The sequence below is a fragment of the Streptococcus sanguinis SK355 genome, assembly GCF_000212855.1.
In the GTDB taxonomy this organism is placed as follows: Bacteria; Bacillota; Bacilli; order Lactobacillales; family Streptococcaceae; genus Streptococcus; species Streptococcus sanguinis_A.
In genome coordinates this window covers 980,705-1,001,152 of sequence record NZ_GL890993.1, presented here as the reverse complement: position 1 = coordinate 1,001,152, position 20,448 = coordinate 980,705, and the positions used below count along the sequence as shown (strand labels likewise).

Below are 20,448 nucleotides of genomic sequence, written 5' to 3'. Positions count from 1 at the left end.
AGGAGGATTTTTCATGTCATACTTTAGCGAAAATGAAATTGCAGCAGCAATGACCGTCAAATTAGACGATGTACTGCCTGAAAAAACAGTTTTCCAAGAAGGCATCCGTCGCGCACCGGACCGGGGCTTCCGTTTGACTCAAGCTCAAACCGAAATTGCTCTAAAAAATGCCCTTCGCTATATTCCAAAGAGATTCCATGAGGAAGTGATTCCAGAATTTCTGGAAGAACTGAAAACTCGCGGACGGATTTATGGCTACCGCTGGCGTCCAAAAGAACGCATCTACGGCAAACCAATTGATGAGTACAAAGGGAACTGTACCGCAGCCAAAGCTATGCAAGTCATGATTGACAACAACCTGAGCTTTGAAATCGCTCTTTATCCTTATGAATTAGTTACTTATGGGGAAACTGGATCTGTCTGCGCTAACTGGATGCAGTACAACCTCATCATGAAATACTTGGAAATCATGACCGACCATCAAACCTTGGTTGTAGAATCTGGCCACCCGCTTGGACTCTTCAAGTCCAAACCAGAAGCTCCTCGTGTTATCATCACCAACGGCCTCTTGGTCGGTGAGTACGACAACATGAAGGACTGGGAAATTGCGGAAGAAATGGGCGTGACTAACTATGGTCAAATGACAGCCGGCGGCTGGATGTACATCGGCCCTCAAGGTATCGTTCATGGTACTTTCAACACCCTCCTCAATGCTGGACGCTTGAAACTAGGTGTAGCTGATGATGGCGACCTGACTGGTAAACTCTTTATCTCTTCTGGTCTGGGGGGCATGAGTGGAGCTCAAGGGAAAGCAGCTGAAATTGCTAAAGCTGTAGCAATCGTGGCAGAAGTAGACTATTCTCGGATTGAAACTCGTCACTCCCAAGGATGGATTAGCCAATTAGCCGAAAGTCCAAAAGAAGCAATCGATTTGGCTCAGAAAGCTCTGAAAGCTGGCGAATCCACTTCTATCGCCTATCATGGTAACATCGTAGACCTCTTAGAATATGTCAACGAGAACAATATCCATGTAGATTTGCTGTCTGACCAAACTTCTTGCCACAATGTTTACGACGGTGGCTACTGTCCAGCTGGTATCAGCTTTGAAGAGCGGACTCGTCTCCTGGCTGAAGACAAGGAAACCTTTGCTAAGTTGGTTGACGAAACATTGGAACGTCATTTCAAGGCAATCAAGACCTTGACTAGCAACGGCACCTACTTCTTTGACTATGGTAATGCATTTATGAAGGCAGTCTATGACTCTGGCATCAAGGAAATTTCTAAGAATGGCTTTGATGACAAAGACGGCTTCATTTGGCCATCCTATGTAGAAGATATCATGGGCCCAATGCTCTTTGACTACGGCTACGGTCCTTTCCGTTGGGTATGTCTGAGCGGTAAGCACGAAGACCTAGTCGCTACTGACCATGCAGCTATGGAAGTCATCGACCCTAACCGCCGCTACCAAGACCGCGACAACTACAACTGGATCCGCGATGCAGAAAAGAACCAGTTGGTTGTTGGAACCCAGGCTCGGATTCTCTATCAAGACTGTATGGGACGTGTCAATATCGCCCTCAAGTTCAATGAATTAGTCCGCGAAGGCAAGATTGGTCCTGTCATGATCGGCCGTGACCACCACGACGTATCTGGTACGGACTCACCATTCCGTGAAACTTCTAATATCAAGGACGGATCTAATGTCACTTGTGACATGGCCGTGCAATGTTATGCTGGTAATGCAGCTCGTGGTATGAGTCTGGTAGCTCTCCACAACGGTGGCGGAACTGGTATCGGTAAGTCTATCAACGGTGGCTTTGGCTTGGTACTGGACGGCAGCGAACGCATTGATGAAATCATCAAATCTGCTATCGCTTGGGATACGATCGGCGGAGTTGCGCGTCGTAACTGGGCTCGCAATGAGCATGCTATTGAGACAGCTATCGAGTACAACCGCCTCCACCAAGGAACAGACCACATCACGATTCCATTCCTGACTGACGAAGATTTGGTCAAAGAATCTGTTAAAAAGTTGTTCGAATAGGAAAAACTTGTCCCCCAACTTCCGACCTGAGCTGGGTATGTGCCTGGCTCAGGAGGAGGTTCTACTTCATTAAGTTCATATTATAAATTAAAATTATTGATATCACGAGGTAATATCTTATGGCAAAAATTGTTGAATGTATTCCTAACTTTTCTGAAGGCCGCAACCAAGCGGTCATTGACGGTCTAGTGGAAACAGCTAAGAGCGTGCCAGGTGTAACACTTTTGGACCACTCTTCTGATGCCAGCCACAACCGCAGCGTCTTTACCTTGGTTGGTGATGATCAAAATATTCAGGAAGTTGCTTTCCGTTTGGTCAAATACGCTTCTGAAAATATTGACTTGACCAAGCACCAGGGCGAACACCCTCGTATGGGCGCAACAGATGTTCTGCCTTTTGTACCGATTAAGGACATCACAAGTGAGGAATGCGTAGAAATTGCGAAGACTGTATCTGAGCGGATCAACCGTGAGCTTGGTATCCCTATCTTCCTCTATGAAGATGCAGCGACTCGTCCAGAGCGTAAAAATTTGGCTAAGGTACGTAAGGGACAATTTGAAGGCATGCCTGAAAAACTCTTGGAACCTGACTGGGCGCCTGACTACGGTGAAAGAAAGATTCACCCAACTGCTGGTGTCACTGCTGTCGGTGCTAGAATGCCGCTTATCGCCTACAACATCAACTTGGATACAGACAATCTAGAAATTGCCAACAATATTGCCAAAATTATCCGTGGTTCAAGCGGTGGCTACAAGTACTGTAAAGCTATCGGTGTGATGCTGGAAGACCGCAACATTGCTCAGGTTTCTATCAACATGGTCAATCTAGAAAAATTCCCACTCTATCGCGTCTTTGAAACTGTTCGCTTTGAAGCCAAGCGTTACGGAGTTGGAATCCTCGGCTCAGAAGTCATTGGTTTGGCTCCAGCCAAAGCTCTGATTGACGCAGCAGAATACTATCTGCAAATCGAAGACTTTGACTATGGCAAGCAAGTTCTGGAAAACCATTTGCTGGGCTAGGAGGACAGAAACCTATGAAATTAGTAGATTTAAGCTTGACAGAATTTGCCCAAGTCCTAGGCTCAGATGCTCCTGCACCAGGAGGTGGCTCTGCCGCTGCTCTTTCAGCAGCTAACGGAATTTCCCTGACCAAGATGGTTTGTGAATTAACACTTGGCAAGAAAAAATACGCAGAATTTGAAGCAGAAATTGCTCAAGTGCACGCAGAAAGTGCCCGCCTGCAAGAAAGCCTGCTCGTAGCTATTGACAAGGACACTGAAGCCTTCAATCTAGTCTCAGCCGTCTTTGATATGCCTAAGGAGACAGAGGAAGACAAGGCTGCCCGTCGGGAAGCTATGCAACAAGCCCTCAAGGAAGCGACCAAGTCACCTTATGGCATGATGGAAGACATCTTGGCTGCCCTGCAAACAACTCAAAAAGCTGTCGGTAAATCCAATACCAATGCTGCCAGCGACCTGGGAGTAGCAGCTCTCAACCTTAAGGCTGGCCTGCAAGGGGCTTGGCTCAATGTCCTCATCAACCTATCAGGTGTCAAGGATGAAGCATTCGTCGCAGACTACCGCAGCAAGGGTGAAGAGCTACTGCAAAAAGGCTGCGCTCTAGCAGATGAAATTTATCAAGAAATTTTGAAAGTTGTCTAATTAGATAAAAGGACGAGAAGTCCACTCTTTCCCATGAATGGACTTCCTTCTTGTCAAGAGGTAACAATATGGTTTTATCAGATATTGAAATTGCAAATTCGGTTCAAATGAAGCCCATCAAAGAGGTAGCAGAAAAGCTGGGAATTGCTGAAGATGCCCTGTCTCTTTATGGAAATTACAAGGCAAAAATCAGTGCCGGCCAACTGGAAGCCCTCAAAGACAAACCAGACGGCAAACTGATTCTAGTGACAGCTATTTCTCCGACACCAGCCGGAGAAGGTAAGACCACGACTTCTGTCGGATTGGTCGATGCTCTGGCTGCTATCGGTAAAAAAGCCGTTATCGCTCTGCGGGAGCCTTCACTCGGACCTGTCTTTGGTATCAAGGGCGGAGCTGCTGGCGGTGGTCACGCTCAAGTTGTGCCTATGGAGGACATCAACCTCCACTTCACTGGTGACTTTCATGCCATCGGTGTTGCCAACAACCTGCTGGCGGCCCTCATTGATAACCACATCCACCATGGCAATGCCTTAGGCATCGACCCTCGCCGCATCACTTGGAAGCGGGCAGTGGATATGAATGACCGGCAACTGCGCCACATCGTAGACGGCTTGCAGGGCAAGGTCAACGGTGTTCCACGTGAAGATGGTTTTGACATCACAGTTGCTTCTGAGGTTATGGCTATTCTTTGTCTGTCAGAAAATATCACTGACCTCAAGAACCGTTTGGAAAAGATCATCATTGGCTATAGCTTTGAAGGCAAGCCAATAACTGCTAAGGATCTGAAAGCTGGTGGCGCTATGGCTGCTGTGCTCAAAGACGCCATCCATCCAAACTTGGTTCAAACTCTGGAACACACACCAGCCTTGATTCACGGTGGACCTTTTGCTAACATTGCTCATGGCTGTAACAGTGTCCTAGCTACCAAGCTGGCTCTCAAATATGCCGACTATGCAGTCACCGAAGCTGGTTTCGGTGCTGACCTCGGTGCTGAAAAATTCATTGATATCAAGTGTCGTACATCTGGCCTTCGTCCATCGGCTGTAGTTCTGGTTGCTACTATCCGCGCTCTCAAGATGCACGGTGGTGTGGCTAAGAGTGATTTGGCCGAAGAAAATGTCCAAGCTGTTGTAGATGGACTGCCAAACTTGGAAAAACATCTGGAAAACATTCAAGATGTTTATGGATTGCCAGCAGTTGTTGCCATCAATAAATTCCCGCTGGATACAGAAGCAGAACTGCAAGCAGTTTATGATGCCTGTCAAAAACGCGGCGTTGACGTAGTGATTTCCGACGTCTGGGCCAATGGTGGAGCCGGCGGTAAGGAACTGGCTGAAAAAGTCGTTGAACTGGCCGAAGGAGACAATCACTTCCAATTTGTATATAATGAAGAGGACTCCATTGAAACCAAGCTCAACAAAATTGTTACTAAGGTTTATGGAGGCAAGGGCGTTCGCCTGACTCCTGCTACTAAACGCGAGCTCAAACAACTGGAAGAGCTAGGCTTCTCCAACTATCCTATCTGTATGGCTAAGACTCAGTACTCCTTCTCTGACGATGCCAAGAAACTGGGTGCGCCTAAAGACTTTGTCGTGACTATCAGCCAGCTCAAAGTTTCTGCTGGTGCAGGCTTCATCGTTGCTTTGACTGGTGCGATCATGACCATGCCAGGACTGCCTAAAGCGCCAGCCAGCGAAAAGATTGATGTTGACAAAGACGGCAATATCAGCGGTTTGTTCTAATAAATACCAAAAATGAGACATGTAACCCTTTTAAGAGTAAAGGATTTTCAAGTTTCCGATTGGTCGGGGGGAAAGACGAAACAACTTTATCTTTCCCCGCCAACTGGCCAGTATGGCAAACGGGACTTTGACTATCGCCTCTCAACAGCGACTGTGGAGTTGGCTGAAAGTCAGTTTTCTGACCTCAGCGGCTTTCACCGTATTCTCATGAGCCTGGACCACACACTTCATCTCCACAATGCCAGTCGGCAGGAGGAAACGGTTCTAGCTCCCTTTACTCCCTATGTCTTTGAAGGGAGTGATGATATCACAAGTCGGGGGACTTGTACCGACTTTAACTTAATCTACAGCGACCATTATCAGGGACAGATGATTGCCATCTCGAATGGGCAAGAGCTTAGCCGAGATGACGAAATTCAATTTATCTATGCCTTAGGTGATCTGACGGTGACGGGAACAAACCTGCCAGCACTTAACCTAGAGGCAGAGCAGCTTCTGATAGTGGAAAAAGAGACTCAGGAAACTGAGCTGCAAATAATGTTTTCGAGTAACCAGCCAAAGGGAACGCCCCTTGCTATTTGGGCTGGTTTGACCCACATCCCTACTAAGTAAAGATACCATGATGCCTTGTCACCATTCTATCTTTACTTGGAAAGGATCCTATATCTCTAAAGGAGAAACATTATTATGGATGCAACTAAACTCACTGCACAAGAACAAGAACAGGAAAAAGCGAAATTCAGCTTTTCCGGTGCAACTCTCTACGGTATCAATGCCGTTATCGGTTCAGGTATTTTCCTCCTACCGCAAAAGATTTATAAAGGACTTGGTCCTGCCTCTCTAGCTGTCATGCTTGGAACTGCCCTCCTCGTTATTCTCTTAGCCGTCTGCTTGGCAGAAACTGCTGGTTATTTTAATAAAAACGGCGGAGCTTTCCAATATTCCAAAGCGGCCTTTGGAGACTTTGTTGGCTTTAATGTAGGTTTTCTAGGCTGGGTCGTAACCATCATCGCTTGGTCAGCAATGGCTGCCGGCTTTGCCCGACTCTTCGTCATTACCTTCCCGGCTTTTACTCCTTACGAATTGGTCCTTAGTATCACTTTGATTGTCTTGCTTAGCTTGATGAATATTGCTGGTTTGAAGACCTCTAAATTTTTCACACTGGCTGCAACTGTAGCTAAGTTGATTCCAATCATCGCCTTTGCAGCATGCGCCATCTTCTTTATCAAAGGCGGAATAGACAAAGGAAACTTCACTCCTTTCCTACAGCTTGAACCTGGAACCAATGTCATGACTGCTATTGCCAACACAGCCGTTTATATCTTCTATGGCTTCATTGGCTTTGAAACCATGTCTATCGTTGCCGGTGAAATGCGCAACCCAGAAAAGAACGTGCCTCGGGCTATCCTAGGCTCCATTAGTATCGTTTCTGTCCTTTATATGCTCATCATCGCTGGAACCATCGCCATGCTGGGTAACCATATTATGAAGACGGATGCTTCTGTACAAGATGCCTTCGTAGCAATGATTGGCCCTGCTGGTGCTTGGATTGTCTCTATTGGTGCCCTCATCTCAATCGCTGGTCTTAATATCGGGGAATCCATCATGGTACCACGTTATGGTGCAGCCATCGCAGATGAAGGCTTGCTCCCTAAGAAAATTTCAGAAACCAACTCTAAAAACGCTCCTGTTGTAGCAATTATCATTTCTGGAGCATGTGCCATCGCCCTACTCTTCTCTGGTAAATTTGAAGAATTGGCAACCCTCAGCGTGGTCTTCCGTTTCTTCCAATACATTCCAACTGCTTTGGCGGTCTTGAAACTCAGAAAAATGTATCCAGAAAAGAAGGTTGTCTTCCGTGTACCATTCGGCCCTATCATCCCAGTCTTAGCTGTTGTTGTCAGCTTGGTTATGATTGTAGCTGATAATCCGATGAACGTAGTCTACGGTGTCATTGGTGCTGCCGTTGCAAGTTTAGTATACTACTTCATGCACGGTCGAAAACAGGTTCCTACTAACCCTGACTAACTCAAAGCATTATATCCCATAATGGAGGATTCTATATGTCAAAATTGATTCACTTAGACGGAAACAGTCTAACACTTGAAGATGTGATTGCAGTGGCTCGTCATGGTGCTACCTGCGAAATTGTCCAAGAAGCAAAGGAAGCTGTTGAAGCTTCCCGCAAAATCGTAGATGACATCGTCCGCGAAAAGCGGGTAGTCTACGGTGTTACAACTGGATTTGGCTCTCTCTGCAATGTCAGCATCTCACCAGAAGATACGACTCAACTGCAAGAAAACCTAATCCGTACGCACTCCTCAGGCTATGGTGATCCCCTGCCAGAAGATGCAGTCCGTGCGATCATGCTAATCCGGATTAATTCCTTGGTCAAGGGTTATTCTGGTATTCGTTTGTCCACTGTCGAAAAGCTCTTGGAATTGCTCAATAAAGGCGTTGTGCCTTATATTCCAGAAAAAGGCTCTCTCGGTGCCTCTGGTGACTTGGCACCGTTGGCTCACATGGTTCTGCCTATGTTAGGACTAGGCCGCGCTTACTATCAAGGCCAATTACTCTCTGGACAAGAAGCTTTGGACAAGGCTGGTATCGAGAAAATTGCTCTAGCAGCCAAGGAAGGGCTGGCGCTGATTAACGGAACGACTGTCCTGACAGGTATCGGAGCTCTGGCTACCTACGATGCCATCCAGCTGCTTAAGCTGTCAGATGTCGCTGGCGCTCTTTCCATGGAAGTCCACAATGGTATTACCAGTCCTTTCGAAGAAGATCTGCATACCATTCGGCCTCAAAGCGGACAGCTAGCTACAGCCCGCAATATCCGCAACCTGCTGGAAGGCAGTGGAAATACGACTGTAGCCACTCAACAACGGGTCCAAGACCCATACACCCTGCGTTGTATTCCGCAGATTCATGGTGCCAGCAAGGACTCTATCGCTTATGTCAAGACCAAGGTTGAGATTGAGATCAACTCCGTTACAGACAACCCTATCATCACCAAGGAAGGCCATGTTATCTCAGGCGGTAACTTCCACGGAGAACCAATGGCTCAGCCATTTGACTTCCTCGGCATCGCTATCTCTGAAATCGGAAATGTATCTGAGCGTCGTGTAGAACGTCTGGTCAACAGTCAACTGAGCAAGCTGCCATCCTTCTTGGTCAAACACCCAGGACTCAACTCTGGCTTTATGATTACTCAGTATGCTTGTGCTTCACTCGCATCTGAAAACAAGGTTCTGTCTCATCCAGCCAGCATAGACTCTATCCCATCTTGTGAAAACCAAGAAGATTTTGTCAGCATGGGAACAACCGCAGCACGCAAGGCAGCTGAAATTCTCAAGAATTCTCGCCGCATCGTAGCAACAGAAATCATGGCAGCCTGCCAAGCTCTGGATCTGAAACCAGAAAACCATGAACTTGGTAAAGGAACCAAGCCAGCCTACGACCTCTTCCGCCAGCATGTCCGCTTTATCGAGTTTGATAAGGACATCGAAATCTACGAAGAGCTCAACAAGGCTTCTGAGCTGATTGAAAACGAAGAATTCCTAGCAGCCGTTGAAAAGGCTGTGGACTTGAGCATTCAGTTCTAAAGCAGATCCCTCTGTAAAAAAGCTAACATAAGAAGCCCGCTCTCATACAGCTGGGCTTCTTTTCCCGCCAAAAGCCATTGACAGGCTTTGTGGAAACTCTTATAATAAAGTCGCAAGTATCGTTATGGAAAAGGACAAAATCATGTTAGAAGATTACTATCAGCTAGATAACAGCTACTATCATAAGAGACTGGATGATGATTTATATGCTGCCAAATGGGGGATGGTTATTGAGTTTTTGGACTTAAATGACCCTAACTTAAAACCCTTTGACGGGGTCAACTTTGCCCTAATTGGCTTCAAGAGTGACAAAGGGGTTTATATCAACCACGGCCGAGTGGGGGCTGTCGAAGGACCACAAGCTATCCGAACTCAGCTGGCCAAACTTCCTTGGCATCTGGGCAGAAACGTTCGCGTCTTTGATGTTGGCGATATTGACGGCCCTAACCGCTCTCTAGAGCAGCTGCAGCAAAGCTTGGCTCGAGCAGTCAAACGCCTGCGAGAGCTCAATCTCCGACCTATTGTCCTAGGGGGTGGCCACGAAACAGCCTACGGCCACTATCTGGGCCTCAAGTCGTCACTAGCACCTGACCAAGACTTGGCCGTTATCAATATGGATGCCCACTTTGATTTGCGTCCCTATGACCAGACTGGTCCCAACTCCGGTACCGGCTTTCGCCAGATGTTCGATGACACTCTGGCTCAAAAGAAGGCCTTTAACTACCTCATCCTAGGGATTCAGGAGCACAATAACAATCTCTTTCTCTTTGACTTTGTGGCAAAATCCAAGGCCATCCAGTTTCTGACTGGAATGGATATGTACCAAATGGGTTACAAGGAAGTCTGCAAGGCGGTTGATACCTTTCTGGTCGGCAAGGAGCAGGTCTATTTGACCATTGATATTGACTGCTTCTCAGCTGGCGCCGCTCCTGGTGTCAGTGCTATTCAGTCGCTCGGTGTGGACCCCAATCTAGCTGTTCTGGTCTTCCAGCACATCGCTGCCTCAGGCAAGCTGATCGGCTTTGACATTGTCGAAGTCTCTCCACCTCACGATATAGACAACCATACGGCCAATCTGGCTGCCAGCTTTGTCTTTTACCTGACCCAAGTCTGGGCACAAGCACATGACTAAAATGGGCATTTAAAAACTTCATTACAAACATCAAAAGAGGATGAACTCTATGTTCATCCTCTTTTATTTTGCGTTTAATGCCTGAGATAGCCCTTGGCGTAAGTTTTCTAATTCCTTTAGTTGGTGCCGATCTCGGTAGGGATTGAGCTGGCTTTTGGCCGTTTCATAGTAGGTCTCAAAGTCCTGATCCAGCAAGTCTTCAAAGCCTGCTTGCTGCAAGCTGCCAGTCAGCAGGCGATGCTTAATCACAGCCATCAGATAGTAGATCAGCCCCTTGTCCCGCGGATTGCCATAGCGACTAATGAGGCTATCCTTTTTCCGCAGCAGATCAAGCACAGGCTGGTAATCTCCCTTCTCGCAACCAATCAAGGCCAAATAAACTTCCAACTGGGTCTCTTTCCAAGGGAAGCTGAGAGATTTCAAGGCTGTTTTAGCTTTGAGGAAAATTCGCTCCGCCTGCTCATAATCTTTCAGCTGATAATAGGTCATACCCAAGCCGATGTAGAAAGCAAAAATCGAAGGCTCTGCTGTTTTATTTTCCGTCAGCTTAATGGCCTCCTTCTGATGGGTCAGCGCAGTCGTGAAATTTCCGCGAATCTGCTCAATCTCTGCCAGATAGTCTAGAGCCGCCGCAATCTGAATCGAGTACTTGGAACGCAGCGAAGCCGTCAAGCTGAAACAATCAATAGACTGATAGAGATGGTGAAGCGACTGCTCCTCATCCCCAATCATGAGATGATATAGCCCCTTGAGCCGGAGATTGATAGCAATAGCCTCGTGATTGTTGGCCTGGACAGAAGCATCCAGAGCCAGCTCCGTATAGTAGCGCATCTCAGGGATATTCTCCGTCTGGATGCAGTAGTAAATCATCTGCCGATAGCCTTCTAGGAGAAAATCCATCTGCTGCAGCTCCTTGGCCGAAATAATCACCTGCTGGATATTGTCCATTCCCTGCTGGTAATTCCCCGTCCGGATAGCATAGCGCCCTTCTAGATAGAGAAAGCGAAGAAGCAAAAGCTGAAAATCCTTGTGATTCTGGTGTTTTCTCTCTAAGCCCTCTATCTCCCGACGGATACGGTCAAACTGGTCTAAAACCGCTGACTGATTGCTATCATCCGTCTTTTCGATAAAACCAAACTCCCGCGAATAAATTGGAAATAGCTCGTGATGAAACTGCAGGGTAGCCTCGAGATAATGCAGCTCATACTCCAGAGACTTAATCGGCTGCTTGGACATCTTGTAGTGATAGGCGATTTCATTGAGCAGCTGAGCATGATAGAGAGAGTCTCCCAGCTTGTCTTCCATTCCTTGGGCAATCTGGTGATGCAGCATTCGCTTCTTAGCGAGTGACAAGCGCTCATAGGCGTAAATCCTCAAAAGCTCCTGGCTGAATCGCACTACCAAGTCCTCGCCCTGCTCTTCTTCCACCAACAGCTGCTTCCATCCAAACTCCTCAGTGATTTCGACTACTTCTTCCATCGGCAAACCTAGTAGCCTAGCCAAGAGCGAAACCGATGCAGGAGCCCTAAAGCAGGCCAGATAGTCCACCAACTCCTCCTCTTGGCTGCTCAAATAATCCAGCTTCAAGGATAGCTTGGCCTTGATGGCCGGAGTCAGCGGATGAAACTTCTCTCCTCGCAGAAGCTGCTCAGCATACTCCGACAGGAAGAAAGGGATACCTTGACTGACCCGATAAATATCCTCAAGGCCTTCTTCAGATATGGCTATCTGACCTGTCTGGGCTTGCAAGTAAGCTGCACTATCCTTAAAATTCAGCGGCTGCAGCTCAATAAAGTCCAGCTTATTGCGAACCAGCAGGTGATTGAAAAAATGTTCCAAATAAGAAGGGGTGCTCAGATGCTTGGTCAGCACAAAGGCCACAGGATAGCCGGTCAAATGATTCATAACCTGCTCCAAGACAGCAACACTGGTCTTATCCATCCAGTGACAGTCCTCAATCAAGATTATCAAAGCCTTTTTCTTAGAAATCTTCTGCAGAATATCTACCACAAACTGAGCCAGCTTGTCCGCATCCAACTGAAGACCAGAAGCGCCTCCTGTCAAAATAGGAAAATAACTCTCCAAAATAACCTGCCACTGGCTGATAGAAAGAATCTGGTGCTGGATAACCAAGTCGCCAAGGCCGTCCAGCAAGCCACGCCAAGGCTGAAGCTCTGCCTTCATCTCTTCCTTGAAGCACTCAGCCATGACAATCTGGAAATACTTGGTCTGATTGGCCAATACTTGACGAGTCACTGTCCGCTTTCCGATACCAGTACCACCGACTAGGACCAGAGCACGCGCCTCCTGAGTCTCTATCACCTTAGAGAAATAAGATTCCAAGCGCTTGATTTCATCGACACGCCCAAAAAAGTGGTCCGTATTGCGCAGAAACTGCTTGGTCTTGCGCTCGCTACGGTCCTTGGCAAGCACTTCATGGTACAGTTGCTGGATAGGTTCCGTAGGGCTAATACCCAGTTCCTTATCCAAAATATTGACCAATTTATAATAAGTCTCTATCACCTTGCCAGGCCGATCATGATCCTGATAAAGCTTCATGAGCAAATGATAGTTCTTCTCATCAAACTCATCAATGCTAATCAAGCGGCGCAAATTCTGCTCAACCTCTTCCAAATCCAGCTGGTCTTTTTCCGTTTCAAGCCGTTGGTAGCAGGCTTGGATATAAAGTTGCTCATATCGCGTCCGCATCTTGGACACCCAATAATCAAAGGCCTCGCTGTCCTTGAGATAGAAGCCCTGCAGAAAATCCCCTTGATAGAGCGACAGATGCTCCGCAGGATGATCCGTAAAAAGTTCTACATCACTTTCAATCGCACACTCGGGATTAAGCGACAGAACAGTTCGGTTGGGAGCGACAATCCACTCCCCACCTAGTAGCTTGTTAGCTTGATAAATTGTATTGCGCAGATTCTTTTTGGCGGTCTGATTATCCTTATTTTCCCAGAGGATTCCTGCAATCTCCTCCCGATTGACTGCACCATTGATGTGAAGATAGTAAAGCAGAGCATTGATTTTGGCAAAAGGAAAAAAGACCTCCTCTTGATTGAGAAAGACACTCGGACTTCCCAGCAATTTCAACCTCAACAGATTTTTCGACATGCAAACGCCTCCAAGAAACCTTATAGAACTAATATAAACAAAAAGAGACAGTTTGGCAAGTAAAGTATTTTACTAGCCCATAATTTCCAGTTTTTAAATTGGTTTTATTTAGGATTTTTCTGTTATACTAAGATGAAAATAAAATTTTAGAAAGTTACTTATGAAGAAAAATATTGTTCTTTTCATTTTTCTCCTTCTGAGCGCAATTGGCTTAGAATACGAGACACAAGCCTATACTACTGGCAGTATGTCAGGCACTTCCTATGGGATTGTCGGACTGTCAGCCCTCTTGGCTCTGCTCTATATCGTCCCTGCCCTGCTTTTGATTCGTCAACTGGGAAAAAAATGGCAGACGCCTGCACTTAGCCTTGGGGTAGCTCTGCTAGGTGGCCTTTTCATTTCTGGCTGGACCTCTGGCTTGGCCAACACCTATATCCACGAGTGGGTCAGCACGAGCTTCCCAAACACTTTGCTCAGCGACCTAGAAAATGCCATCGCAGCTCCGCTGGTTGAAGAACCCCTCAAGCTGTTGGCAGTTGCCTTCGCTGTCTATCTAGTCCCAGTCAAAAAGCTCAAATCCTTCTTGATGCTGGGTATTACAGCTGGCATGGGCTTTCAGATTAGCGAGGACTTCTCTTATATCCTCTCTGATCTGCCCGAAGGCTTCTCCTTCACTATCTCTGGTATCCTAGGCCGCATTACTGGCGGCGTTGCCTCTCACTGGCTTTACACCGCCCTGACCACTCTCGGTCTGGCACTCATGCTGCGCTATGCCAAGACTCAGAAAAACTACTTCCGAGCAGGGCTCTTCTACTTCCTAGCAGCCTTCGTTCTCCACTTCTTCTGGAACTCACCGCTGACTGCTATCGAAACGGATATCCCAATTATTGTACCGGCTATGACTGCTCTGGCTGTCTTTATCTTTTACCAAGCCTACCGAACAGCCCATAAAATCGACCAAGAAGAATTGGAAGTGGATTAATGCAAAAAAAACGACCGTTAGGGTCGTTTTTTTGATCTGAATGGCTATCTGATTAGATATATGTTTATGCTAAGATTTATTTATAATGCTCGCTTTCGTACCATAAAGCATAAAGAGGATTAATTTTTTGCAGTAGCTCCTTTCCGTATCTATACCTCTTCCCCTGTGTCTCCCCAACTAATTGACTAACTTTATCAAATTCGTTTCTTTTAATTAATCTTTCTATTACATCCACATTTTTTTCAACAATCGCTTGTGAAGAAACAATCTCAATGATAATTTTTAAAATTTGATAAGCCACTTCGTCATCAGTTAGATTAGAAATCTCAGATGTAATTTTACCTCTTTCTGTAAAAATTAGATTATATTTTTCATTTCTATTTTCTATTATATTGATTCCTTCTGGAAAGTAAGGCGGCTTGTTTGAAAAATAAATTCCAAATTCTTCTAATTTTATATTTCCAATTTCGGAAACTCCATCTTCAATTTTGTTTTTTAATTTTGTTAACATAAAATCATTCCTTTTTTGTTTTATGTAAGTAACCACCTTTTTCTAGTTCTCTCATCGGCAAATATGTATAATATTGAATACCCATACCAGGTTCATCAAACCAAGGTGCGACTAATCCTTCTCTTATTGGTATCTCTTTTAGAGAAATATAGTCTGAATCCGGTTGTAATTTCATAAAAGGAGGCAAAGCCTTTTCACCAAATGTTGCTCCTGCAGGAGAGAAATACCTTCCTGTTGGATTAGAACCAATCCTATTTATTCTGGTTCCTGGTAATATAACGGATTCTTTGTATTCACCATTCAAAAATCCATCTTTATGTATACTTCCATCAACTCTGCCCAAAGCACTTTCGGGAGTTCCTGGATAAATGGCGTTTCCGGTTAGCTGATTAAAATAATCTGGATTATCAAATACTTTTTTGTTCTCAAGATAGAATTCAGGTTCAAGTAGTTGAGACCATTGGGTCAGCTTTGCTCTATCAGATGGCTCCAATCCTTCATTCACATAACGATTCCATAAATCATAACGATGCGTATCAATCCTCTTTTCCTTGCCAATGTGAGGATAAAAATTAGAAGCTCTTCGAGCATTTGCGCTATCTGCTATATTATTTAGTATTCTTTCAGTTCTAGCGTGAGTAGAGAAGTTAGAAGCATCTCGAGCCCTTGCGCTATCTGCTATGTTGTTTAAAACTTTTTCTGTTAAAGCAGACTGATGGCCTTTTTGCTCAAGTTTAGCAACTTCTGCAAATGGAGATTTCCTAGTTACCTCTGTAACCGATAAATCTTTAGCTGCCCTAACACCCGAAGTCATTTTAGTAACTCCTAGAGCAGAAGCTCCTTTAGTTAATAATTTAGCCCCCTTGGCTAGCGCACCTGGACTAAATATACTATAATCTTCCTCAGCCTTACTACTATACTCAAGAGGTCTAGGAAAATTATATGGTGTGCTATCACGGAAACTTTGCAAAGCTCCTCGCTGTATGAATGGTAACTCTTCAGCTATTAAAGTCCAACCATCAATTATTGTTTTTCCAAGATTTATGGCCCCATTTGGTACATCTGCTACTAAGTTGACAGCGCCTTTAAAGATGCCAGAGGGAGCTGCACTAGGGTTATCAGCCATCCTTTTAATAGCCGCTGAAACACTACCTATGCCCTCTCCTAAAGCGACACTTCCTCTCCCAACAATATATTTATCAAATCTCTTTTCGCTCGCACCACTATCCATAAGCTTCTCACCAAGCTCATTAGCCTCATCAGAAAGACTTTTAGAAACACGGGGAAGATTGTTCACTAAATTATTAATCCTATCAGTTAGCCCCTTTCTATTTTGAAAGTCACTAACTCCCCCTGATGCAGGCGAACTACTCTTTGGAATATAGTTCTTTGCCCCTATCTTATATGGAATGACGGTTTGAACCTTATTCCCCTTATTGAGATTGAACAATGGACTAATGTAAAGAGGACTATAATTAGATGCTTGACTTTTCTGTGTTGCTTGTTGGGTCAGCTGCGTGTGATTTTGTTTCGCTTGGTCTTGGGCAAGATTTCTAGCTTCGGTTCGAGTTTGTCTTACTTGAGCTCGCACCAAGGCCTTAGCTTTTTCTTGGGCCTGGCGGAAAGTATCAATTTTATTTTCTGCCGACTGGATTTTATTAAATCCCTTGGCTAACGCACTGATTTCTTCTGATGTATAGTTAGATAAATCTACATTGACCTTATCGCCAGGTGTCAGATTAATACGGTTTTGTTTATTATTGATGTTCAGCTTATTCTGCCCATGCAAATCCTGAAGAGCCAGCATAGAAGCTGCTGCAGCTTTTTCCTTATCATCCGGATAATGGAGATTGCCGATTTTGGCTAAGCTATCACCTTTCTTGATCTGATAGTCATTGCTTGCAGATTGATTAAATAGAGGCTGACTTTCTTTACTATTTGCAAAATCCAACAAGCCTTGATAAGCCGATGTAGGCTGACCTTGGCTATCGGTAAGAGTAGACTGACCATAAGGAGTAAAATCCAACTTTCCCTTGTTACTTGAGGAAGTTGAGCTTAAACTATACTCTGGAGTTGTGGTAGCCGACGTTTCAGAATTATTCAGACCATAACCATAGTCTTTCAACGCTTTAATAAACTGATTTCTATGTTCTTCTGACAAGGAATCTAAAGCTGTTTCAACTTCCGGTGAGACAGCTAAGTTATAGCGGCTACTGCCTGTGCTTGCTTTTTGAGTTCCAGCATTGGCAGACTCCAAGGCCTTTTCGGTAACATCTACTGCACCCAAAGCGTCTGTTGCAGATTGATCTACTTTGGAATCAGCCATTTTCAAGGCATCATCTTTACCTTTTTTAGCAAGACTGTCTGTCGTTACAGTATCATCTTTACCAGCAATCGCCTTATAATCAACAGAATCCGCCAAGCTGTCTGAAGCACTTGCAGATGAATCGCTGATTGGTTTGTAATCGCTAGGCTTGATATTGCTAGCGTCCTCGCTTACTGATGGTGTACTAATTGGCCGATAGTCGCTCGAACTAACACTGCTGGCACTTTCACTTACCGACGGTGTGCTGATTGGCTGATAGTCGCTCGAACTAACATTGCTGACACTTTCGTTTACTGATGGTGTGCTAATCGGACGGTAGTCACTCGAACTAACACTGCTAACACTTTCACTTACCGACGGTGTACTAATCGGACGGTAGTCGCTTGTGCTGATGTTGCTTAAGCTTGAACTAGAACTAGAACTAGAACTGATTGGCGCATAATCAGAGGCTGAAAAAGAACTTCCAAAACTAGAACTACTAAAACCTCCGCCAAAATCGAAAGCTTTTACCTCGTGAGGTTGAAAAGCCATCGCACTCAGTATGACAGCCGAAGCTATAACAACTTTACGAAATGATTTTTTCATAAGACAACCTTTCTATAATGTAATACCTTTAATATTATAACGCATATTTCTTATACCGTTAATATTTTTGGTACAATGTTATAGTTTTTTAATAAAAAGTTGGAGTATCTTCATATTTATTTTCCCAATTTTTAAGACTCATTTAAGATAGTTATGCATCATCCAACTCTATCCCCACCAGCCTTTCTCCCCTCTTCTTTCTCTGCTCTTTCCTTAAAGAAATGTTAATATTTTCTTAAAACTAACTTATATTAGGAATTTTTAAGCCACAGTCTGTATACTTTCTACAAATCATCTAAGAAAGAGGTATGGATATGGATTATCTAGTGATTCCGGCCTATGAGCCTGATTATAATCTTATTAAGCTGATAAAAAAAATTCACCATAAGAGTGATTTTCATATCATTGTTATTGATGACGGCAGCTCATCTAAATGCCAGATAGTCTTTGAGCAGGCGGAGCAGTACGCGACTGTGCTTCGTCATCAGGTCAATCAAGGCAAGGGGCAAGCGCTGAAAACTGCTTTTACCTTTATCCAAGCACTGAAGATATACGGAACGGTGGTAACAGCAGATGCGGATGGCCAGCACAAGGTCTGGGATATTTTCCGCGTAGCGGCCAAAGCTTCTGAAAATCCCAATCAGCTGATTCTGGGAGCACGCGCCTTTACTGGCAACGTGCCTCTGCGTAGCCGCTTCGGCAATAGTCTGACTCGGGCTCTCTTCAAACTTCAGACTGGCGTGGGTGTCTCCGATACTCAGACAGGCTTGCGAGCCTTTACGACCAACATGATTTCATTTATGCTAAAGGTAGAGGGGCAGCGCTATGAGTATGAAATGAACATGCTCTTAGAAGCCAGCAAGGAATATCCCATTTTGGAAGTGCCCATTGAGACGGTCTATATCAATGATAATCAAGGCTCGCACTTCCGGCCGATTCGGGATGGGCTCATGATTTATAAAAATATATTCAAATTTGCCCTGACTTCTCTCAGCAGTTTCGTCGTCGACTACATCGTCTACGCACTGGCTCTCTTGTTTTTAGCTGCTGTGCCGACCAGCCTGAGAATTCTTTTAGCTAACGGGATTGCTCGAGTGACCAGCTCAATATTTAACTATTCGACCAATAAAAGGCTAGTCTTTAAGAACGACGACAGTATACTCAAGACAGGAACTGGCTATTTCAGCCTAGCTGTGGTGCTCTTTATCTTAGATACACTGCTGATTCGCCTCTTCTACGCTGTCTTTGGTCTTAATCTTCTGATTGTCAAAATCATCGTCGGCATTTTACTCTTCACCGTCTCCTGGATGGTACAAAAGAGATTTATTTTTAAGGAAAGGACACACACCGTATCATGAAATTTTTAAAGAAACGCTATGCCTACGCCTCCATTTTCGGGCTGCTTCTGACAGCTTCTTTCAGCTACTCCATGCTGAAAACCTTTGTCATCGCAGAGACCATTTCCACAGTTTCAAGCGCAAGTTCGTCGTCCAATGCCGAGGCTGCCAGCAAGGCTGCGGAAACAGCAACAGTGACGGATACCAGCTATTCAGACGACAACATCTCGGTCACGCTGACTGAAAAGACCGTCAGCAACACCCAAGTCTACATGGCTGATGTGACTGTTAGCTCATCAGAATACCTGAAAACGGCATTTGCCCAAAACACCTACGGAAACAATGTCACAGCAAAAACCTCGGAAACGGCTGCCAGCAACAATGCTATCCTAGCGGTCAACGGTGACTACTATGGAGCCAACACAACCGGCTATGTCATCCGCAATGGCGTCGTCTACCGCGATACCGTCCGCGAAGACTCTAGCAATGGTGATTTGGCTATTTACAAAGACGGCTCCTTCAAGATTATCTATGAAGATCAAGTCTCTGCCGATCAACTGGTCAAAGACGGTGTAGTCAATCTCTTGGCCTTCGGCCCATCTCTTGTAGAAAACGGTGAAATTGTCGTTGATACCAACTCTGAAGTCGGCCAGTCCATGTCTTCCAATCCACGGACAGCTATCGGTATCATTGATGAAAACCACTACATCATCATCGTTTCAGACGGACGCACCTCAGAAAGCGAGGGACTTTCCCTCTACCAGATGGCAGAAATCATGAAGTCTTACGGTGTCAAGACAGCCTACAATCTGGACGGTGGCGGCTCCTCTACACTTTACTTTAACGGTCAGGTCATTAACAAACCTACAACCAACGGAAAAACTATCTCAGAAAGGTCGGTGAGTGATATTGTCTACATCGGTTACTAATCCCAGCAAAAAACGTTTTAGAAAAACAGCCCTTATCTACGCACTATTAACGATTTTCTTCTTTGCTTTCAGCAGAATCTATGAATCCTTCAGTTTCGGCGAAACATCTAGCCACATGCACTATCTCTTTGCCATTCCTCTAGTGGGTGGCATCCTACTCCTGCTCTTCATGAAGGTCATCCCTAACCTCTCTCGGCTCAGCCTCAACCTCTGGAACTCAGCTGTAGCCATTATGACAGCCGGTATGCTCTTCCGTGGCATCGTCAACCTATCTGGCCGCTCCACGACGCTGGATATGCCCTACTGGTACGTAGGAGTAGCCTTTGCGGCTCTGGCGCTACTCTCCATGGTCTTTACTCGAAGTGTGTGGAAGGCGGAAGAGCAAGCTCAACCAATACCCAGCAAAAAAGAAGAAGCAAAACTAAGTCGTCGTAAAACCTACAGTCAAGTATAAACCAAAAACCTCAGAAAAATC

At 45.3% G+C, this 20,448-nt stretch carries 15 protein-coding genes; 12 read left to right on the top strand and 3 right to left on the bottom strand.

What is annotated here, in order from left to right:
* Window positions 1–13: 13 nt before the first annotated feature.
* The 8 genes from HMPREF9389_RS06410 to HMPREF9389_RS06445 all read left to right on the top strand — a co-directional run bounded on the left by HMPREF9389_RS06410 (window position 14) and on the right by HMPREF9389_RS06445 (window position 10,183).
* Entirely contained in the window at window positions 14–2,044 is a 2,031-nt protein-coding gene (locus HMPREF9389_RS06410; protein ID WP_002929293.1) for a urocanate hydratase, read from the top strand.
* Window positions 2,045–2,163: 119 nt separating this feature from the next.
* A complete protein-coding gene (ftcD, locus tag HMPREF9389_RS06415) occupies window positions 2,164–3,063 on the top strand; it encodes a glutamate formimidoyltransferase (RefSeq protein WP_002907222.1) in 900 nt (299 codons plus the stop codon).
* A gap of 14 nt (window positions 3,064–3,077) precedes the next feature.
* Entirely contained in the window at window positions 3,078–3,704 is a 627-nt protein-coding gene (locus HMPREF9389_RS06420; protein WP_002929292.1) for a cyclodeaminase/cyclohydrolase family protein, read from the top strand.
* Between the two features lie 68 nt (window positions 3,705–3,772).
* Complete coding sequence (locus HMPREF9389_RS06425) at window positions 3,773–5,446, top strand: formate--tetrahydrofolate ligase (protein WP_002929291.1); 1,674 nt, start codon at window positions 3,773–3,775, stop codon at window positions 5,444–5,446.
* A gap of 12 nt (window positions 5,447–5,458) precedes the next feature.
* A complete protein-coding gene (locus HMPREF9389_RS06430) occupies window positions 5,459–6,058 on the top strand; it encodes a HutD family protein (RefSeq protein WP_002929290.1) in 600 nt (199 codons plus the stop codon).
* Between the two features lie 75 nt (window positions 6,059–6,133).
* Complete coding sequence (locus HMPREF9389_RS06435; protein ID WP_002929289.1) at window positions 6,134–7,474, top strand: APC family permease; 1,341 nt, start codon at window positions 6,134–6,136, stop codon at window positions 7,472–7,474.
* 35 nt (window positions 7,475–7,509) lie between these two features.
* On the top strand, window positions 7,510–9,051 hold the full coding sequence (gene hutH / locus HMPREF9389_RS06440; protein WP_002929288.1) for a histidine ammonia-lyase: 1,542 nt from the start codon (window positions 7,510–7,512) through the stop codon (window positions 9,049–9,051).
* Between the two features lie 142 nt (window positions 9,052–9,193).
* Window positions 9,194–10,183, top strand: coding sequence for a formimidoylglutamase (locus HMPREF9389_RS06445; protein ID WP_155114666.1), 990 nt, complete (start codon window positions 9,194–9,196; stop codon window positions 10,181–10,183).
* 63 nt (window positions 10,184–10,246) lie between these two features.
* On the opposite strand, the gene HMPREF9389_RS06450 is transcribed toward HMPREF9389_RS06445, so the two are convergent.
* Window positions 10,247–13,303 carry an AAA family ATPase gene (locus HMPREF9389_RS06450; RefSeq protein ID WP_002929285.1) on the bottom strand — a complete coding sequence of 1,019 codons (3,057 nt, stop codon included), beginning with the start codon at window positions 13,301–13,303 and terminating at the stop codon, window positions 10,247–10,249.
* 160 nt (window positions 13,304–13,463) lie between these two features.
* Here HMPREF9389_RS06450 and HMPREF9389_RS06455 point away from each other — a divergent pair, with 160 nt between their 5' ends.
* Window positions 13,464–14,285, top strand: coding sequence for a PrsW family intramembrane metalloprotease (locus tag HMPREF9389_RS06455; RefSeq protein ID WP_002929284.1), 822 nt, complete (start codon window positions 13,464–13,466; stop codon window positions 14,283–14,285).
* A 76-nt stretch (window positions 14,286–14,361) separates the two neighbouring features.
* Here HMPREF9389_RS06455 and HMPREF9389_RS06460 read toward each other — a convergent pair whose 3' ends face one another.
* Together HMPREF9389_RS06460 and HMPREF9389_RS06465 are read right to left on the bottom strand one after the other, a co-directional pair.
* Entirely contained in the window at window positions 14,362–14,796 is a 435-nt protein-coding gene (locus HMPREF9389_RS06460; RefSeq protein WP_032906376.1) for a hypothetical protein, read from the bottom strand.
* Between the two features lie 4 nt (window positions 14,797–14,800).
* Window positions 14,801–17,218 carry a TNT domain-containing protein gene (locus HMPREF9389_RS06465; RefSeq protein ID WP_002929280.1) on the bottom strand — a complete coding sequence of 806 codons (2,418 nt, stop codon included), beginning with the start codon at window positions 17,216–17,218 and terminating at the stop codon, window positions 14,801–14,803.
* Window positions 17,219–18,015: 797 nt separating this feature from the next.
* Between HMPREF9389_RS06465 and HMPREF9389_RS06470 the strand changes: the two genes are divergently transcribed.
* The 3 genes from HMPREF9389_RS06470 to HMPREF9389_RS06480 are packed head-to-tail and all read left to right on the top strand — an operon-like array spanning window position 18,016 to window position 20,427.
* Entirely contained in the window at window positions 18,016–19,065 is a 1,050-nt protein-coding gene (locus HMPREF9389_RS06470; protein WP_002929277.1) for a bifunctional glycosyltransferase family 2/GtrA family protein, read from the top strand.
* Complete coding sequence (locus tag HMPREF9389_RS06475; protein ID WP_002929268.1) at window positions 19,062–19,973, top strand: phosphodiester glycosidase family protein; 912 nt, start codon at window positions 19,062–19,064, stop codon at window positions 19,971–19,973. The genes HMPREF9389_RS06470 and HMPREF9389_RS06475 overlap by 4 nt, the downstream gene beginning before the upstream one ends.
* Entirely contained in the window at window positions 19,954–20,427 is a 474-nt protein-coding gene (locus tag HMPREF9389_RS06480) for a hypothetical protein (RefSeq protein WP_002929266.1), read from the top strand. The genes HMPREF9389_RS06475 and HMPREF9389_RS06480 overlap by 20 nt, the downstream gene beginning before the upstream one ends.
* Window positions 20,428–20,448: the final 21 nt, after the last annotated feature.

What these genes read in the sequence shown, in the direction of transcription:
- HMPREF9389_RS06470 (WP_002929277.1), top strand. Translation starts at nt 18,016, where the DNA reads ATGGATATGGATTATCTAGTGATTCCGGCCTATGAGCCTGATTATAAT.
- HMPREF9389_RS06455 (WP_002929284.1), top strand. Translation starts at nt 13,464, where the DNA reads ATGAAGAAAAATATTGTTCTTTTCATTTTTCTCCTTCTGAGCGCAATT.
- HMPREF9389_RS06475 (WP_002929268.1), top strand. Translation starts at nt 19,062, where the DNA reads ATGAAATTTTTAAAGAAACGCTATGCCTACGCCTCCATTTTCGGGCTG.
- hutH (WP_002929288.1), top strand. Translation starts at nt 7,510, where the DNA reads ATGTCAAAATTGATTCACTTAGACGGAAACAGTCTAACACTTGAAGAT.
- HMPREF9389_RS06425 (WP_002929291.1), top strand. Translation starts at nt 3,773, where the DNA reads ATGGTTTTATCAGATATTGAAATTGCAAATTCGGTTCAAATGAAGCCC.
- HMPREF9389_RS06450 (WP_002929285.1), bottom strand. Translation starts at nt 13,303, where the DNA reads ATGTCGAAAAATCTGTTGAGGTTGAAATTGCTGGGAAGTCCGAGTGTC.
- HMPREF9389_RS06420 (WP_002929292.1), top strand. Translation starts at nt 3,078, where the DNA reads ATGAAATTAGTAGATTTAAGCTTGACAGAATTTGCCCAAGTCCTAGGC.
- ftcD (WP_002907222.1), top strand. Translation starts at nt 2,164, where the DNA reads ATGGCAAAAATTGTTGAATGTATTCCTAACTTTTCTGAAGGCCGCAAC.
- HMPREF9389_RS06430 (WP_002929290.1), top strand. Translation starts at nt 5,459, where the DNA reads ATGAGACATGTAACCCTTTTAAGAGTAAAGGATTTTCAAGTTTCCGAT.
- HMPREF9389_RS06460 (WP_032906376.1), bottom strand. Translation starts at nt 14,796, where the DNA reads ATGTTAACAAAATTAAAAAACAAAATTGAAGATGGAGTTTCCGAAATT.
- HMPREF9389_RS06435 (WP_002929289.1), top strand. Translation starts at nt 6,134, where the DNA reads ATGGATGCAACTAAACTCACTGCACAAGAACAAGAACAGGAAAAAGCG.
- HMPREF9389_RS06410 (WP_002929293.1), top strand. Translation starts at nt 14, where the DNA reads ATGTCATACTTTAGCGAAAATGAAATTGCAGCAGCAATGACCGTCAAA.
- HMPREF9389_RS06445 (WP_155114666.1), top strand. Translation starts at nt 9,194, where the DNA reads ATGTTAGAAGATTACTATCAGCTAGATAACAGCTACTATCATAAGAGA.